The organism is Serratia sp. TSA_198.1, assembly GCF_052686505.1.
In genome coordinates this window covers 1-16,250 of sequence record NZ_JBQZFP010000011.1, presented here as the reverse complement: position 1 = coordinate 16,250, position 16,250 = coordinate 1, and the positions used below count along the sequence as shown (strand labels likewise).

General features: G+C 57.8%; 16 protein-coding genes. 14 read left to right on the top strand and 2 right to left on the bottom strand.

The window, feature by feature from the left end:
- The first annotated feature begins 2 nt into the window (after positions 1-2).
- Genes ACUTSW_RS24495 through nqrM form a run of 7 tightly spaced genes read left to right on the top strand, consistent with a single transcriptional unit; the run spans position 3 to position 5,759 of the window.
- Positions 3-1,244: an NADH:ubiquinone reductase (Na(+)-transporting) subunit B gene (locus tag ACUTSW_RS24495; protein ID WP_006323795.1), complete on the top strand. Its 1,242-nt coding sequence runs from the start codon at positions 3-5 to the stop codon at positions 1,242-1,244.
- A complete protein-coding gene (locus ACUTSW_RS24490) occupies positions 1,234-2,028 on the top strand; it encodes a Na(+)-translocating NADH-quinone reductase subunit C (RefSeq protein WP_445585551.1) in 795 nt (264 codons plus the stop codon). Before ACUTSW_RS24495 ends, ACUTSW_RS24490 begins: the two co-directional genes overlap by 11 nt.
- The gene (locus ACUTSW_RS24485; protein ID WP_445585550.1) at positions 2,021-2,650 is read left to right on the top strand and encodes an NADH:ubiquinone reductase (Na(+)-transporting) subunit D; all 630 of its coding nucleotides are present in this window, start codon (positions 2,021-2,023) and stop codon (positions 2,648-2,650) included. Before ACUTSW_RS24490 ends, ACUTSW_RS24485 begins: the two co-directional genes overlap by 8 nt.
- A 6-nt stretch (positions 2,651-2,656) precedes the next feature.
- Positions 2,657-3,253 (top strand): NADH:ubiquinone reductase (Na(+)-transporting) subunit E, encoded by a 597-nt coding sequence (gene nqrE, locus ACUTSW_RS24480; protein ID WP_004949072.1) that lies wholly within the window; start codon positions 2,657-2,659, stop codon positions 3,251-3,253.
- Between the two features lie 15 nt (positions 3,254-3,268).
- Positions 3,269-4,492, top strand: coding sequence for an NADH:ubiquinone reductase (Na(+)-transporting) subunit F (nqrF, locus tag ACUTSW_RS24475; RefSeq protein ID WP_197928504.1), 1,224 nt, complete (start codon positions 3,269-3,271; stop codon positions 4,490-4,492).
- A complete protein-coding gene (locus ACUTSW_RS24470; protein WP_445585549.1) occupies positions 4,493-5,524 on the top strand; it encodes an FAD:protein FMN transferase in 1,032 nt (343 codons plus the stop codon).
- A 7-nt stretch (positions 5,525-5,531) separates the two neighbouring features.
- Complete coding sequence (gene nqrM / locus ACUTSW_RS24465; protein WP_445585548.1) at positions 5,532-5,759, top strand: (Na+)-NQR maturation NqrM; 228 nt, start codon at positions 5,532-5,534, stop codon at positions 5,757-5,759.
- Positions 5,760-5,796: 37 nt separating this feature from the next.
- On the opposite strand, the gene ACUTSW_RS24460 is transcribed toward nqrM, so the two are convergent.
- Complete coding sequence (locus ACUTSW_RS24460) at positions 5,797-6,693, bottom strand: glycerophosphodiester phosphodiesterase family protein (protein ID WP_445585547.1); 897 nt, start codon at positions 6,691-6,693, stop codon at positions 5,797-5,799.
- 237 nt (positions 6,694-6,930) lie between these two features.
- Between ACUTSW_RS24460 and dinB the strand changes: the two genes are divergently transcribed.
- Positions 6,931-7,992, top strand: a complete 1,062-nt coding sequence (gene dinB, locus ACUTSW_RS24455; RefSeq protein ID WP_445585546.1) for a DNA polymerase IV — start codon at positions 6,931-6,933, stop codon at positions 7,990-7,992.
- A gap of 44 nt (positions 7,993-8,036) precedes the next feature.
- Here the strand turns inward: dinB and pepD are convergent, their stop codons facing one another.
- A complete protein-coding gene (gene pepD / locus ACUTSW_RS24450; protein ID WP_006323802.1) occupies positions 8,037-9,497 on the bottom strand; it encodes a beta-Ala-His dipeptidase in 1,461 nt (486 codons plus the stop codon).
- A 324-nt stretch (positions 9,498-9,821) separates the two neighbouring features.
- On the opposite strand from pepD, the gene gpt reads away from it, so the two are divergent.
- From gpt to ACUTSW_RS24420, 6 genes are all read left to right on the top strand, one after another.
- Positions 9,822-10,280 (top strand): xanthine phosphoribosyltransferase, encoded by a 459-nt coding sequence (gene gpt, locus ACUTSW_RS24445; RefSeq protein ID WP_004949082.1) that lies wholly within the window; start codon positions 9,822-9,824, stop codon positions 10,278-10,280.
- Positions 10,281-10,421: 141 nt separating this feature from the next.
- Entirely contained in the window at positions 10,422-11,669 is a 1,248-nt protein-coding gene (frsA, locus tag ACUTSW_RS24440) for an esterase FrsA (protein WP_445585545.1), read from the top strand.
- A 60-nt stretch (positions 11,670-11,729) separates the two neighbouring features.
- On the top strand, positions 11,730-12,131 hold the full coding sequence (crl, locus tag ACUTSW_RS24435) for a sigma factor-binding protein Crl (RefSeq protein WP_004949084.1): 402 nt from the start codon (positions 11,730-11,732) through the stop codon (positions 12,129-12,131).
- Between the two features lie 114 nt (positions 12,132-12,245).
- Positions 12,246-13,349 carry a glutamate 5-kinase gene (gene proB / locus ACUTSW_RS24430; RefSeq protein ID WP_006323805.1) on the top strand — a complete coding sequence of 368 codons (1,104 nt, stop codon included), beginning with the start codon at positions 12,246-12,248 and terminating at the stop codon, positions 13,347-13,349.
- Between the two features lie 9 nt (positions 13,350-13,358).
- Positions 13,359-14,612, top strand: a complete 1,254-nt coding sequence (gene proA / locus ACUTSW_RS24425) for a glutamate-5-semialdehyde dehydrogenase (protein ID WP_445585544.1) — start codon at positions 13,359-13,361, stop codon at positions 14,610-14,612.
- Positions 14,613-14,975: 363 nt separating this feature from the next.
- Entirely contained in the window at positions 14,976-16,214 is a 1,239-nt protein-coding gene (locus tag ACUTSW_RS24420; protein WP_064799179.1) for an IS110 family transposase, read from the top strand.
- Positions 16,215-16,250 lie beyond the last annotated feature (36 nt).

Sequence of the window (16,250 nt, the reverse complement as noted above, 5' to 3'; positions counted from 1 at the left end):
CGATGGGCCTGAAGAACTTTTTTGACAAGATCGAGCATCACTTCACGCCGGGCGGCAAGCTGGAAAAGTGGTACCCGCTGTTTGAAGCGACCACCACGGTGTTTTATACCCCCGGTCTGGTGACGCGCGGGGCTTCGCATGTGCGCGACGCCATCGATCTGAAACGCATGATGATCCTGGTGTGGTTGGCGGTATTCCCGGCGATGTTCTGGGGTATGTACAACGTCGGCCAGCAGGCCATTCCGGCGCTGCACCATCTGTACAGCGGCGATCAACTGCAGCAGGTGCTGGCGGGCGACTGGCATTACCGGTTGGCGCAATGGCTGGGGGCGTCGCTGGCGGCGGATGCCGGTTGGATCAGCAAAATGGTGCTGGGCGCCTGCTACTTTATGCCGATCTACGCCGTGGTGTTTCTCGTCGGCGGTTTCTGGGAAGTGCTGTTCGCGGTCATCCGCAAGCATGAGATTAACGAAGGTTTCTTCGTCACCTCTATTTTGTTTGCGCTGATTGTGCCGCCAACGCTGCCGCTGTGGCAGGCGGCGCTGGGCATCAGCTTCGGCGTGGTGGTGGCGAAAGAGATTTTCGGCGGCACCGGGCGCAATTTCCTCAACCCGGCGCTGGCGGGGCGCGCTTTCCTGTTCTTCGCCTATCCGGCGCAGATCTCCGGTGACCTGGTGTGGACCGCCGCCGACGGCTTCTCCGGCGCGACGCCCTTGGCGCAATGGAGCGTGGGCGGGGCACACAGCCTGAGCAACGTAGCCACCGGCCAGTCGATCAGTTGGATGGACGCCTTCCTCGGCAACATCCCGGGTTCGGTCGGTGAGGTCTCCACGCTGATGATCCTGATCGGCGGTGCAATTATCCTGTTTGGCCGCGTGGCTTCCTGGCGCATTGTTGCCGGCGTGATGCTCGGCATGATGGCCACCGCCTTCCTGTTCAACAGCATCGGTTCCGCCACCAACCCGCTGTTCGCCATGCCGTGGTATTGGCATCTGGTGTTGGGCGGCTTTGCCTTCGGCATGATCTTTATGGCCACCGACCCGGTTTCCGCCGCCTTTACCAACAAGGGAAAGTGGTGGTACGGCATCCTGATTGGCGTGATGTGCGTGTTGATCCGGGTGGTCAACCCGGCCTACCCGGAAGGCATGATGCTGGCGATCCTGTTCGCCAACCTGTTCGCGCCGCTGTTCGATTATCTGGTGGTGCAGGCCAACATCAAGCGGAGAAAAGCCCGTGGCGAATGAATCTAAAAACGACACTATCGGTAAAACGCTGCTGGTGGTGCTGCTGCTGTGTCTGGTGTGTTCGGTAGTGGTGGCGGGTTCCGCCGTCGGCCTGAAGTCCAAACAGCAAGAGCAAAAGCTGCTCGACAAGCAGCGCAATATCCTCGATGTGGCTGGCCTGTTGCAGCCGAAGATGGAAGGCGAGCAGGTCAAGGCGCTGTTCACCCAGCGTATCGAACCGCGCCTGCTGGATTTGAACAGCGGCGAGTTTGTGGCGGGCAATGCGGCGGCGTTCGATCTGGCCGCTGCGCTGCGTGACGATGCCAAAAGCGTCGCCTTATCGACGGGCGAAGATCCGGCCGGCATCAAACGCCGCAGCAACCGGGCGGAGATCTATCTGGTGCGCGATAACGGCGGGGCGGTGAATCAAATCGTGCTGCCGGTCTACGGCACCGGCCTGTGGTCGATGATGTACGCTTTTGTGGCGCTGGACAGCGACGGCAACAGGGTGAAAGGCATCACGTATTACGATCAGGGGGAAACCCCGGGCCTGGGCGGTGAAGTTGAGAATGCCGGTTGGCGCCAGCAGTGGATCGGCAAAAAGCTGTTTGATAACGACGGCAAGCCGGCGATCCGCGTGGTGAAAGGCGGGGCGCGCCCGGGGGATGAGCACGGAGTGGATGGTTTGTCCGGTGCCACGCTGACCTCCAACGGCGTGCAGCACACTTTTGATTTCTGGTTGGGCGATCAAGGTTTCGGCCCATTCCTGAAAAAAGTTCGTGAAGGAGCGCTGAAAAATGGCTGATTCCAAAGAGATTAAGCGGGTCCTGTTCGGGCCATTGTTTGATAACAACCCGATAGCCTTGCAGGTCCTCGGGGTGTGTTCCGCGTTGGCGGTGACCACCAAGCTGGAAACGGCGGTGGTGATGACCATCGCGGTGACCCTGGTCACGGCGTTCTCCAGCTTCTTTATTTCCCTGATCCGTCACCATATTCCGAACAGCGTGCGCATCATCGTGCAGATGGCGATTATCGCCTCTCTGGTGATTGTGGTCGATCAGCTGCTGCGCGCCTATGCGTTCGAGATTTCCAAGCAGCTGTCGGTGTTTGTCGGCCTGATCATCACCAACTGTATCGTGATGGGCCGCGCAGAAGCCTACGCCATGAAGTCGCCACCGATTGAAAGCTTTATGGACGGTATCGGCAACGGGCTGGGTTATGGAGTGATTCTGGTGCTGGTCGGTTTCCTGCGCGAGCTGATTGGTTCGGGCAAGCTGTTTGGCATTCCGGTGCTGGATACGGTGCAGAACGGCGGCTGGTATCAGCCGAACGGCCTGTTCCTGCTGGCACCGAGCGCGTTCTTTATCATCGGCCTGCTGATTTGGGTGCTGCGCACTCTGAAGCCCGCACAGATCGAAAAGGAGTAACGGCCGATGGAACATTATATCAGCCTGTTTGTGCGCGCGGTGTTCGTCGAGAACATGGCGTTGGCGTTCTTCCTGGGGATGTGCACCTTCCTGGCGGTGTCGAAGAAGGTGTCGACCGCCTTCGGCCTGGGCATCGCGGTGACCATAGTGCTCGGCATCTCGGTGCCGGCGAACAATCTGGTCTACAACCTGGTGCTGCGCGATGGCGCGCTGATGGAAGGCGTCGATCTGAGCTTCCTCAACTTCATTACCTTTATCGGCGTGATCGCGGCGTTGGTGCAGATTCTGGAGATGATCCTCGATCGCTTCTTCCCATCGTTGTACAACGCACTCGGCATTTTCCTGCCACTGATCACCGTGAACTGCGCCATTTTCGGCGGCGTGTCCTTTATGGTGCAACGCGACTACAACTTTGCAGAATCGGTGGTGTACGGCTTCGGCTCCGGCACCGGCTGGATGCTGGCGATTGTCGCGATGGCGGGGATCCGCGAAAAACTCAAGTATGCCAACGTCCCCGCAGGGCTGCGCGGTCTGGGCATTACCTTTATCACCACCGGGCTGATGGCGTTGGGCTTTATGTCCTTCTCCGGTGTTCAGTTGTAAAGGCGGGAAGAATCTATGGAAATTATTTTAGGCGTCGCGATGTTTACCGGCATCGTTATGGTGCTGGTACTGCTGATCCTGTTCGCCAAATCAAAGCTGGTGAACACCGGTGACATTGCGGTGGAAGTTAACGGCGATCAGGGCAAGAGTTTTAACGCCCCGGCGGGCGACAAACTGCTGAACATGCTCTCCAGCCAGGGGATCTTCGTGTCCTCGGCCTGTGGCGGTGGCGGCTCCTGCGGCCAGTGCCGGGTGGTGATTAAAGAGGGCGGCGGCGATATCCTGCCGACCGAACTTTCGCACATCAACAAGCGCGAAGCGAAAGAAGGCTGCCGCCTGGCCTGCCAGGTGAACGTGAAGCAGAATCTGAAAATCGAGCTGCCGGAAGAGATTTTTGGCGTGAAAAAGTGGGAGTGCGAGGTTATCTCCAATGATAACAAAGCCACCTTTATCAAAGAGCTGAAGCTGAAAATCCCCGATGGCGAAGACGTGCCGTTCCGCGCCGGCGGGTTTATCCAGATAGAAGCGCCTGCCCACGACATCAGCTATGCCGATTTTGACGTACCGGAGGAGTACCGCGGCGATTGGGACAAGTTCAACCTGTTCCGCTACCGCTCGGCGGTGAACGACACCACGGTGCGCGCTTACTCAATGGCGAACTACCCGGATGAAAAAGGCATCATCATGCTCAACGTGCGTATCGCTACGCCGCCGCCGCGCGCGCCGGACGTGCCGCCGGGCATTATGTCCTCCTATATCTGGTCGCTGAAGGCCGGCGACAAGGTGACCATCTCCGGGCCGTTCGGCGAGTTCTTCGCCAAAGACACCGATGCCGAAATGATCTTTATCGGCGGTGGCGCCGGCATGGCGCCAATGCGCTCGCATCTCTTCGATCAGCTCAATCGCCTGAACTCGAAGCGTAAAATCACCTTCTGGTACGGCGCGCGTTCGCTGCGTGAAATGTTCTATGAGGATGATTTCAATCGGTTGCAGGCGGAGAATGAAAACTTCACCTGGCACGTGGCGCTGTCCGATCCCCAGCCTGAGGATAACTGGACCGGCTACACCGGCTTTATCCATAATGTTCTGCTGGAGAACTATCTGAAGCACCACCCGGCGCCGGAAGACTGCGAGTTTTATATGTGCGGCCCGCCGATGATGAACGCCGCAGTGATCAAGATGTTGAAAGATCTGGGGGTCGAAGATGAAAATATCATGCTGGATGACTTTGGTGGCTAAATGCGCATTGGGGCAATGAAGGGCTGGATGAGGGCGGTGGCGCTGGGCGCCACGTTGTTATTGACCGGTTGCGGGCCGGAACAGGTGAATCTCGATGGCAAAACCATGGGGACCTCTTATTCGATCCGTTATGTCACCGGTGACGACACGCCGTCGGCGGCCAAAATACAGGCGGAGATCGACAAACGCCTGGAGTTGGTGAACGATCAAATGTCCACCTACCGGCCGGGTTCGGAGCTGAGCCGCTTCAACGCCAGCCGCGAGGTGGGCAAGCCCTTCCCGGTCTCGGCCGCGACCACCGAGGTGGTGCTGGAAGCGTTGCGCATTAACCGCGTGACCGACGGCGCGCTGGACGTGACCGTCGGGCCGCTGGTCAATCTGTGGGGCTTTGGCCCGGAAGGGCGGCCGGACAAGGTGCCGAGCGCTGCCGAACTGGAACAGCGCCGCGCCTGGACCGGCATCGACAAACTGTCGGTGCAGGGCAACGCACTGGTGAAACACATTCCGGAACTGTATGTCGATCTCTCGTCCATCGCCAAAGGCTATGGCGTCGATGTGATAGCCCAGTACCTGCAATCGCAGCAGGTGAAAAATTACATGGTGGATATCGGCGGCGAGGTGCGTACCCGCGGCCACAACGGTGAGCAGAAACCCTGGCGTATCGCCATTGAGCGGCCGACGGCCGGCGTGGAGCAAAAAGCGCAGTTGGTGATCCAGCCGGGCGAGATATCAATCGCCACCTCAGGGGATTACCGCAACTACTTTGAGCAAGACGGCGTGCGCTATTCGCACACCATAGATCCGATCACCGGTCGGCCGATCCATCATCATCTGGTTTCGGTCACCGTACTGAGCCCGACCTGCATGGCCGCCGACGGCCTGTCGACCGGGCTGAACGTGCTGGGGCCGGAACGAGGTATGGCGTTGGCCAACCTGATGGGGATCCCGGTGTTCATGATTGTGAAAACCGCCAACGGATTTGAAGAGCGCTACTCTGAGGCGTTTAAACCCTATCTGAAAAAGATCTTATGAGGCCGCTATGTTGACGGTATTTATCGCCACCTTCGTGTTGTTTCTGCTGGTGATCGGCGGCATGTCGCTGGGCTATGTGTTCAAGCGCAAAAGCCTGCAGGGCAGTTGCGGCGGCATCACTTCGCTGGGGATAGAAAAGGTCTGCGACTGCCCGGAGCCCTGTGATGCGCGCAAGAAACGCGAAGCCAAAGCGGCGCTGCGGCGGCGGCAGTTGGAAAAACACCGGATCATCTGAAGACGAGGGGCGCACGTGGCGCCCCTTTCTCTACCGGCTATTTGGCCTTGCGGAAGTTTTTCGCGTCGGCCGGTGAGTTGACCATCACCCCGTCGGCCCCCAGCGCCAGTGCCTGCCGGTATTCCGCCGGTGAATTGACGCCGAACAAAATGATGTGCGCTGGACCTTGTGAACGGAAACAATCGATCGACTCTTTATCCCAGGTCAGAAACGCTTTCGAGCGCCCCTCGCCCAAAGTGTATTTCTCTACCACTTCCACTTCACGTTTCAGCTCCAGCCCGTACCAGCGCGGTTGCTGATTATCCGCTTTCAATTCGCACTGGTGCGCCATGGCGACATTGGCCAGCAGGGTGCGGGTTTCGTCGCGGCTTTCAAAGCGTTTGATTTGTGGCGGTAGCGCTTGCAGGTATTTGGCATCGGTAGAATACACGCGGGTGCGGTTCAGGCTATCGGCCTTTTCCAGCGTTGTCAGCAGCGCTTTGCCAAATTGCGTCGGATCGGCGTCCGGCGACTTGATATCCAGATAGAAGGTCACCTTGGGGAAAGCCTCCAGGATCTCGTCCAGACGCGGGATACCTATGCCTTTGCCGCGAAACGGATGCGTTTCACCTTTTACGAATGACCAGCCGGCATCCACTTTGGCCAGTTGATCGGCAGTATGGGCGGAGACTGGCCCCTGCTCGTTGGTCAATGCTTTGAGATCGGAAGGGCGGTACAGCACGATCGCGCCGTCTTTGGATTGCTGCAGCGTGATCCAAATGGCGTCGGCGCCATTTTTCAGGGCAGTTTCAATCGCGATGCGGGTGTTTTCCGGCGCGTCTGCGGTGCCGCCGCGGTGGGCGATAATGGCTGGGGCATGGCCGACGGCGGCACCCGTCGCCAGCGAAACCAGCGACAGTGCGGAAGCCAACAGCAAATGGGAAAACCTGATCATGCGGAATACCTTTTATGATGTACCCGTCGTCTTTCGAGCCGCAGCCTTGTGAGCCGTCACATGAAATCCATAGGGTACAAGGATGAGAGAGTAAGTCAGCGGAAATCATACTATTGAAAAATTAAGCTTTTTTAACAACGCGGAAATATCTGGCTCAAACGCCGTTTTTTCCATGTCCACCGAGTCTTGAGCTTTCGATTATTGGCTGTATACTTATACAGTGTTATTGGAGGCGCGATGCGTAAAATCATTCATGTCGATATGGACTGCTTCTTCGCGGCGGTAGAAATGCGCGACGATCCCAGCCTGCGCGATATTCCGTTGGCGATCGGCGGCAGCGCCGACCGACGCGGAGTGATCAGCACCGCCAACTACCCAGCACGCCGCTATGGCGTGCACAGTGCAATGTCGACGGCGATGGCGTTCAAACTGTGCCCACACCTCAAACTGTTGCCAGGCCGTATGGCGGCGTACAAGGAAGCCTCGCTGCACATTCGCGAAATTTTTGCCCGCTACACTCCGCTGATTGAACCGCTGTCGCTGGATGAAGCCTATCTGGACGTGACCGACTGCACCCAGTGCAACGGTTCGGCGACGCTGATCGCCCAGGAAATCCGCCAGGCGATTGCCGAAGAGCTTAATCTCACGGCCTCTGCGGGCATCGCACCGATCAAGTTCCTCGCCAAAATTGCCTCGGAGCTGAACAAACCGAACGGGCAATACGTCATCACGCCGGCGCAGGTGCCGGCTTTTTTACGGCAACTGCCCCTGAGCAAAATCCCTGGCGTGGGCAAAGTGACCGCCAAACGGTTGGAAGACGTGGGGCTAATCACCTGCGCCGACGTACAACAGTACGATCTGGCGCTGCTGCTCAAGCGCTTCGGCAAGTTTGGCCGGGTGCTGTGGGAGCGCTGCCAGGGCATTGATCTGCGCGAGGTTTCGCCGGAGCGGTTGCGTAAATCGGTGGGGGTGGAACGCACGCTGGCGGAAGACATTCATGACTGGGAAGACTGCGAGGCGCTGATTGTCGACAAGCTCTATCCCGAGCTGGAAATGCGGCTGCGCAAGGTGAAACCGGACCTGCATATCGCTCGGCAGGGCGTGAAGCTGAAGTTTCAGGATTTTCAACAAACCACTCAGGAACACGTCTGGCCGGTGCTGAATAAAGACGATTTGCTCAACGTGGCGCGGCAGGCATGGCGTGAGCGGCGGGAAGGCCGTGGCGTGCGCTTGGTCGGCTTGCACGTAACGCTGCTGGATCCGCAGCTTGAGCGGCAACTGCTGTTGCCGTGGGAATAAAAAAGGCCGGCGAGAGGCCAGCCTTTTAACGTTAAACGCGGCGATTAGGCGCGTTCTGGGATCGCTTTCAACAGCGCGGTCAGCAGCTTCCAGTACAGGCCGACGCTTTCGATATGTACCTGCTCATCCGGCGAGTGTGGCCCGGTGATGGTTGGCCCAATCGACACCATATCCATGTTCGGGTACGGCTTTTTGAACAGGCCGCATTCCAGACCGGCGTGGATCACCATGATGTTCGGCGTCTTGTTGAACAGATCCTGATAGATCTCGCGCACCAGATGCATGACCGGTGAGTCTGCGTCCGGCTGCCAGCCTGGGTAACCGCCCTTCGGCGCCACTTTGGCGTTGGCCAACTGGCCCAGCGCGGTCAGCATCTCGACCACGTAATCTTTGCCGCTGTCGATCAGCGAGCGGATCAGGCAGATGATTTCCGCTTCGTTCTCGCTGGTGGTGACCACACCAACGTTCAGTGAGGTTTCCACCACGCCTTTTACCGCGTCGCTCATGCGGATCACGCCGTTTGGCGTAGCGTTCAGCAGGGCCAGGAAACGCTGTTGGCTGTCGGCGGTCAACGCCTGAGAGGCGCTGGTCACCGGCTCCAGCAGCACGGTGATGTTCTTCTCTTTGGCGGAAAGCTCGTTTTGCAGTGTGCTCAGGAAGGCCTGGCTCAGCGCTTTCAGCGCGTCGGCTTTTGCCGCAGGCACGGCAACCACCGCAGAGGCTTCACGCGGGATAGCGTTGCGCAGGGTACCGCCGTTCAGATCCAGCACGCGCAGGTTCAGTTCTGCGGCATGAGCGAACAGGAAGCGCGTCAGCAGCTTGTTGGCATTGCCCAGGCCCACGTGGATCTCGGCGCCGGAGTGGCCGCCTTTCAGGCCCTTGAGCGTCAGTTTCAGCGTCTGATAGCCGGCCGGTACCGCTTCGCGCTGCAACGGCAGGGTAGTGATGAAATCAATACCGCCGGCGCAACCCATGTAGATCTCGCCTTCTTCTTCGGAGTCGGTGTTGATCAGGATATCCGCCTGCAGCCAGTTAGGCTGTAGCCCGAATGCGCCGTCCATGCCGGCTTCTTCGGTCATGGTCAGCAGCACTTCCAGCGGGCCGTGTTCGACGCTGTCGTCAGCCAGCACCGCCAGCGCGGAAGCCATGCCGATGCCGTTGTCGGCGCCCAGCGTGGTGCCGCGCGCCTTGATCCACTCGCCGTCGATATACGGCTGAATCGGATCCTTGGCGAAGTCGTGCACGGTGTCGTTATTTTTCTGCGGCACCATATCCAGGTGCGCTTGCAGGGCAACCGGTTTACGGTTTTCCATGCCTTTGGTGGCCGGCTTGCGCAGCAGGATATTGCCCACCTGATCGCGTTCGGCATGCAGATTCTTCTCTTTGGCCCATGCGAGGATGTGCTGTGCCAGCGCTTCTTCATGATAAGAAGGATGCGGAATAGAGCAGATTTTGGCAAAAATATCCCACAGCGGCTGTGGTGAAAGTTGAGACAATTCAGACACTATAGGTCTCCTGTGACAGCATTCTCAGCATGGCGTGAATGCCGCTCGGTTAGGGTGGATTGGCATCGGTGCGTTTTTGGCACGATCTCCAGAGAATATCACTTTATTCAGGGGCGCGCGCGTACCCTATTGCACTGTTTAAGGGGGGGAATGCACATATTTGACGTGTGATTGTTGGTTTATGCAGGATCAATCACCAGACGAAATACTTATGATTTCCACAGTACAACTGGTATTCGGCTCAACCAGTCTCTATAATCTCGCGCAACCTTTTTTCCCCTGATCACGAGTAAGTCACACCATTGCTGGCTGGGATACCATTTTATGAGCGAAAAATACGTTGTTACCTGGGACATGCTGCAAATGCAAGCGCGCAAACTGGCTCACCGCCTGCTGCCTGCTGACCAATGGACGGGCATTATTGCCGTAAGCCGCGGCGGCCTGGTGCCGGCGGCCTTGCTGGCGCGCGAATTGGGCATCCGCCACGTGGATACCGTCTGCATTTCCAGCTATGACCATGACAACCAACGCGAAATGAAGGTACTCAAGCGCGCAGAAGGTGACGGTGAAGGCTTTATCGTGGTCGACGATCTGGTGGATACCGGCGGCACCGCGAAAGCGATCCGCGACATGTACCCGAAAGCGCATTTCGTCACCATCTTCGCCAAGCCGGCAGGCCGCCCGCTGGTGGACGACTATGTGGTCGATATCCCACAGGATACCTGGATCGAGCAGCCGTGGGACATGGCGGTGACCTTCGTGCCACCGATCGGCGGCCGTTAATCCCCGCTCACGCCAGTAAAACGCCCGGTTATGCCGGGCGTTTTCGTTATTTTGGTTTATCGCCCCAGAGTTAGGTACACTACCTCCAGTTAAGTAGGCTGTTTGCGGCCTACGGCCAGATTTACGGAGGCTGTTGTTACCATGGCACAAGCCAACCTTTCTGAAATCCTGTTCAAACCCTCATTTAAACACCCCGAGACCTCGACGCTGGTGCTGCGTGCGCGCAACAAAACCGGCGCCGATCTGCACTCTACGCTGGAAGGCAACACTGTCAGTAATTGGTATCGCATGCTCAACCCGCTGCTGTGGGCCTGGCGCGGCGTTGATCCGATCGAAATCAACGAAGTGCTGGCGCGTATTGCGGTCGCCGACGTGGAACATACCAACGACAAACTGCTCGATACCGTGATCGGTTACCGTAATGGCAACTGGATCTACGAGTGGGTGCATCAGGGCATGCTCTGGCAGCAGCGGGCATTGGAACAGCAAGATCCGCTGATCGGCGGCCAGTACTGGCTCAATGCCGTCAACTTTTACAGCATCGCCGGCTATCCGCACCTGAAAGGCGACGAACTGGCCGAACAGGCCGAGACGCTGGCCAACCGCGCTTACGAAGAGGCAGCGCTGCTGTTGCCTTATCAGCTCAAGGAGCTGGAGTTCCGCATTGACGGGGGAAGCAGTATTACCGGCTTCCTGCACCTGCCGGAGAAGGGCGAGGCGCCGTTCCCGACGGTGCTGATGTGCGGCAGCCTGGATACCCTGCAGACCGACTACCACCGCCTGTTCCGCGAGTACCTGGCGCCGCACGGCATCGCCATGCTGACCATCGATATGCCTTCCATCGGTTCTTCTTATAAGTGGAAGTTGACGCAGGATTCCAGCTTCTTACATCAGCAGGTGCTGGCCCAACTGCCTTCGGTGCCCTGGATCGACCATCAGCGCGTTACCGCATTTGGCTTCCGTTTCGGCGCCAACGTGGCGGTGCGCCTGGCTTATCTGGAGCCGCAGCGGTTGCGTGGCGTGGCCTGTCTGGGGCCGGTGGTCCACAGCCTGTTATGCGACGCCGGCCGCCAGCGAGACGTGCCGGACATGTATATGGACGTGCTCGCCAGCCGGATGGGGATGGCCAACGCCTCGGATAACGTGCTGAGAGTAGAGCTGAACAGCTATTCGCTGAAAACCCAGGGTTTGCTGGGCCGCCGCTGCCCGACGCCGATGCTGGCAGGCTATTGGGATCGGGATCCGCTCAGCCCGAAAGAGGAGGCGCAACTGATCGCGTCGTCCTCGATGGACGGCAAGTTAATTGCTATTCCACGCGCACCGGTGTATAGCAGTTTCCACAAGGCCTTGCTGCAAATGGCCCACTGGATGAAAGATAAAATGCGTTAATTTGTTGCTAAATTTTAACAATTTGTTAAAAAGAGTGGTCTACATTGAGGAGGTTAAAGAATGACGTTACCTAGTGGTCACCCTAAAAGCCGACTAATGAAACGTTTTGCCAGCTTGGGGCCGTACCTGCGTGAAGGGCAGTGCGAGAACGACCGTTTTTTCTTTGATTGTTTAGCCGTTTGCGTCAATGTCAAACCCGCGCCAGAGAAGCGTGAGTTCTGGGGATGGTGGATCGAGCTGCATGCTGAAGAAGCGCGTTTCACTTATGCTTATCAGTTCGGTCTGTTTGATAAGGACGGGCGCTGGACGCCGGAAAAGATTAAAGATACTGAAGTAAAAACCAAGCTGGAAACCACCCTGCGTGATTTCCACCGCCGCTTGGGCGAGTTGCTGGCGACGATGGAGCTGGCGCTTGAACCGGCCGATGATTTCAAAGAAAAACCGATTAAACTCTCCGCCTGACCCCGTTTGACCACAGTATTGTGCTGATTTCGCGTTGTGCCTGTTGGCATAACGCGTCTCTCCTGTTACAAAGTCCTTTGCATTATCCTTCTCATCTTACACGGCAGAAACACTATGAACGGCAGCCAGACATTGGTTGTGAAATTGGGCACCAGCGTGTTGACCGGCGGATCGCTGCGTCTTAACCGTGCCCATATTGTCGAACTGGTACGCCAGTGCGCACAACAGCATGCAGCGGGTCACCGCATCGTTATCGTCACCTCCGGCGCGATTGCCGCCGGGCGCGAACATTTGGGCTACCCCGAACTCCCCGCCACCATTGCCTCCAAGCAGCTGCTTGCGGCGGTCGGCCAGAGCCGGTTGATCCAACTGTGGGAACAGCTGTTCTCCATTTACGGCATCCACGTCGGGCAGATGCTGCTGACGCGCGCCGATCTGGAAGACCGCGAACGCTTCCTCAACGCGCGTGACACCATGACCGCGCTGCTGGATAACCGTATCGTGCCGGTAATCAATGAGAATGACGCGGTAGCGACCGCAGAAATCAAGGTGGGCGACAACGACAACCTGTCTGCGCTGGCGGCGATCCTGGCCGGGGCCGACAAACTGCTGTTGCTGACCGATCAACAAGGCCTGTATACCGCCGATCCGCGCAACAACCCGCAGGCGGAACTGATCCGTGAAGTGCACGGCATTGACGACGCGCTGCGCGCCATCGCCGGCGACAGCGTTTCCGGGCTGGGCACCGGCGGCATGGGCACCAAATTGCAGGCGGCCGACGTGGCCTGCCGCGCCGGTATCGACGTGATCATCGCCGCAGGCAGCAAGCCGGGCGTGGTGGGCGACGTGATTGAAGGCAAACCGGTGGGCACCCGTTTCCACGCGCTGGAAACCCCGTTGGAAAACCGCAAACGCTGGATCTTCGGCGCACCGCCGGCCGGTGAAATCACCGTGGACGACGGCGCGGTCGACGCCATTATGGCGCGCGGCAGCTCGTTGTTGCCGAAGGGCGTTCGCGAAGTGAAGGGCGATTTCTCCCGTGGCGAAGTGATCCGCATCCGCAACCTGGCGGGGCGCGATTTGGCGCACGGCGTCAGCCGCTATAACAGCGACGCGATGCGCATGATTGCCGGCCACCACTCGCAGGAAATCAGCGAAATTCTCGGTTACGAATACGGCCCGGTGGCAGTGCACCGCGACGACATGATTGTGAGCTAAGGAGTGAGCATGCTAGAGCAAATGGGGAAGGCCGCCAAACAGGCCTCCTGGCAACTGGCGGTGCTGAGCACGGCGAAAAAAAACCAGGTGTTGTCGGTGATGGCCGACATGCTGGAAGCCAACAGCGAAGTGATTTTGCAGGCCAACGAACAAGACATGGCGCAGGCGCGCGCAACCGGGATGACCGAAGCGTTGCTCGATCGCTTGCTGCTGACCCCGGCGCGGCTGGCGGCCATCGCCAACGATGTGCGCCAGGTGTGCCGTCTGAACGATCCGGTCGGCCACGTATTGGACGGCAGCCTGCTGGACAGCGGGTTGAAGCTGGAACGCCGCCGCGTGCCGCTCGGTGTGATCGGCGTGATTTATGAAGCACGGCCGAACGTCACCATCGACGTCGCCAGCCTGTGCCTGAAGACCGGCAACGCGGTGATCCTGCGTGGCGGTAAAGAAACCCACAACACCAATCTGGCGACGGTGAAGGTGATCCAGCAGGCGCTGGAACAATGCGGCCTGCCGGCTGCGGCGGTGCAGGCGATCGACAGCCCCGATCGCGCGCTGGTGAATGAGCTGTTGCGCCTGGATCGCTACGTAGACATGCTGATCCCACGCGGCGGTGCCGGCTTGCACAAACTGTGCCGCGAACAGTCGACCATTCCGGTGATCACCGGCGGCATTGGCGTTTGCCATACCTATGTTGACGAGAGCGTTGATTTCGACAAGGCGCTGACGGTCATCGAGAGCGCCAAAATCCAGCGCCCAAGCGCCTGTAACTCGCTCGAGACGTTGCTGGTGAACCGCAACATCGCCGAACGGTTCCTGCCGGCGCTGAGCGCCAAGATGGCGGCGGCGGGTGTGACGCTGCACGCGGCGCAGAACGCCATGCCGCTGCTGCAAAACGGCCCGGCGACGGTGGTGGACGTGGCGGAAGGGGATTACGACGACGAATGGCTGTCGTTGGATCTGAACGTGCTGGTGGTGGACGATATCGATCAAGCCATCGACCATATCCGCGCCCACGGCACCAACCACTCCGATGCGATCCTCACCCGTTCGCTGAGCAGCGCCGAGCACTTCGTGCGCGTGGTGGATTCCTCGGCGGTGTACGTTAACGCCAGCACCCGCTTCACCGACGGCGGCCAGTTCGGCCTGGGCGCAGAAGTGGCGGTCAGCACCCAGAAGCTGCACGCACGTGGCCCAATGGGGCTGGACGCACTGACCACCTACAAGTGGATCGGCTACGGCGACGATTTGGTACGCAGTTAAGTCAGGTTTTGCGTTTTAAATTTAAGGGCGCAGTTCATTGAACTGCGCCCTTTTTGCATACGGGTTCAGACCTGAGCTGGCATCGTAGTTGGTCTAAGCGAAACCCAATCGGACAGTCGGTTTTGTGCCAAATATAGTCATTCACACCCTGAGAGTTACACTTTTAAGTGATTCAGGGTATGCGCTTACTGGTTACGAATATTGTGCCAGAATCATGTGGTTTGATGATTGCCGCTTTGCTTTCGAGCCAGTAAGTGCTCCACGTTCGCTAACGAATACTCAGGGCATGCAGACAAACTGCTGACTATATTTCTTTCGAAGAGCGTGGAATGCATACCAATCCCCGGTAAAGAGGAGTTGGTTATGATTGCGATAGATCAGTTTGCTGCTCATGTTGGTCTGGACTGGGCGGATAAAAAACACGATGTCTGCGTTCAGTTTAAAAACGGCGAGCGCATATTCCATGTGGTTGAACATACTCCGGAAGCGCTGGATATCTGGCTCAACGAATTGCACCAAAAAGTGAAAGGCAGGATCGCTATCGCCCTTGAGCTGAAGAAAGGCCCGGTGGTGTATGCTCTCCAGAAGTACCCATTTGTCACTGTTTTTCCTGTGCACGCTTTGTCCCTTGCTCGTTACCGGCAAGCTTTCTCGCCCAGCGGCGCTAAAGATGATCCGCAGGATGCCGAGCTGGCATTAGAGTTAATGCTACGCTATCCCCAAAAGATAAAAGCCATAGAACCCGACAATGCTGATATCCGATTACTTCAACAGCTGGTTGAGCAGCGTCGACTGCTGGTCGAAGACAAACGCCGCTTTGTGAATCGTCTCATCAACACGCTTAAGCAGTATTATCCTCAGCCCCTGGAATGGTTCTCACATCGGGACAGTTCTCTGTTCTGCGAGCTAATAATCCGCTGGCCCAGTCTGCAACAACTCAAGCGTGCCCGGAGCGATACCATCCGTCATTTTATGAACGCTAAAGGTGGTCCTGCTGTTGCATATACAGAGCAGAGGATCGCAAGCATTGCCATCGCTATTCCCCTGACCACCGATAAAAGTGTCATCGAGGCGAACGCGCTAATGGCAACAGGACTTGCATCGCAAATCAAACTGGTAGGTGACCTCATCAGAACCTACGACGAGCGAATCGAATCGTTATTCGATACTCTTCCGGATGCAGATCTGTTCAAATCACTTCCGGGCATGGGGCCGTGCATGGGCCCACGGATGCTTGCTGCACTTGGTGATAACCGTAACCGGTTTAACAGCGCTGAAGAAATTCAAAACTACGCAGGTATTGCACCGGTGACAGAACGAAGTGGCCAGAAATCCTGGGTTCACTGGCGATGGCAATGTGCCAAGTTCGTCAGGCAGACCTTTGTTGAATGGGCTGCCAAGACGGTTAACTCATCATACTGGGCCAAGCTGTATTATCAGGGGCTTCGAGAAAAAGGAAAATCTCATCAGTCAGCGATCCGGGCTCTGGCATTCAAATGGATAAGGATAATTTACCGCTGCTGGAAGACCAGAACCCAGTACGACGAAGCAAAATATTTGCTGGCTCTCGAGGCGCGACACTCGCCCTTACTGAAGTCATAAAAAGCTTGTCGAATGTCTCAGGGCGTGAAGCGGACG